The 315-nt window shown below is 71.1% G+C and carries 1 protein-coding gene; it reads right to left on the bottom strand.

Going from position 1 to position 315, the window contains the following annotated elements; translation table 11 throughout:
- A partial coding sequence (locus IH48_RS34070; protein ID WP_420705561.1) for a DEAD/DEAH box helicase occupies window positions 1–299 on the bottom strand: 299 nt, incomplete at its 3' end.
- Between the last annotated feature and the right edge of the window lie 16 nt (window positions 300–315).

Here is a 315-nt window from a genome sequence, read left to right as displayed (position 1 = left end):
CCCAGCGCCCGCAGGGCGTCCACCTGGTCCTGCATCAGCGCGATCAGCGGCGAGATCACGACGCCCGTACCCGGTCTGACCAGGGCGGGGATCTGGTAGCACAAGGACTTTCCGGCGCCCGTCGGCATGAGCACCACGGCATCGCCGCCCGCGACGACGTGCTCGATGATCGCTTCCTGCTCGCCGCGGAAGGCGTCGTACCCGAAGACCCGGTGCAGCGTGGCCAGCGCCTCGCCGTCACCGCCCGCCGCCGGTACGCCTACGTCGGTCATCACAGCCGTCCCGCCCATCCCGTGCATCGCTCGTCCCCCGTAC

Origin of the sequence: Streptomyces sp. NRRL F-5126 (assembly GCF_000721265.1) — a bacterium.
Lineage (GTDB): Bacteria > Actinomycetota > Actinomycetes > Streptomycetales > Streptomycetaceae > Streptomyces.
The sequence above is the reverse complement of the archived record's forward strand: the minus strand, read 5'-3'. Positions and strand labels throughout refer to the sequence as shown.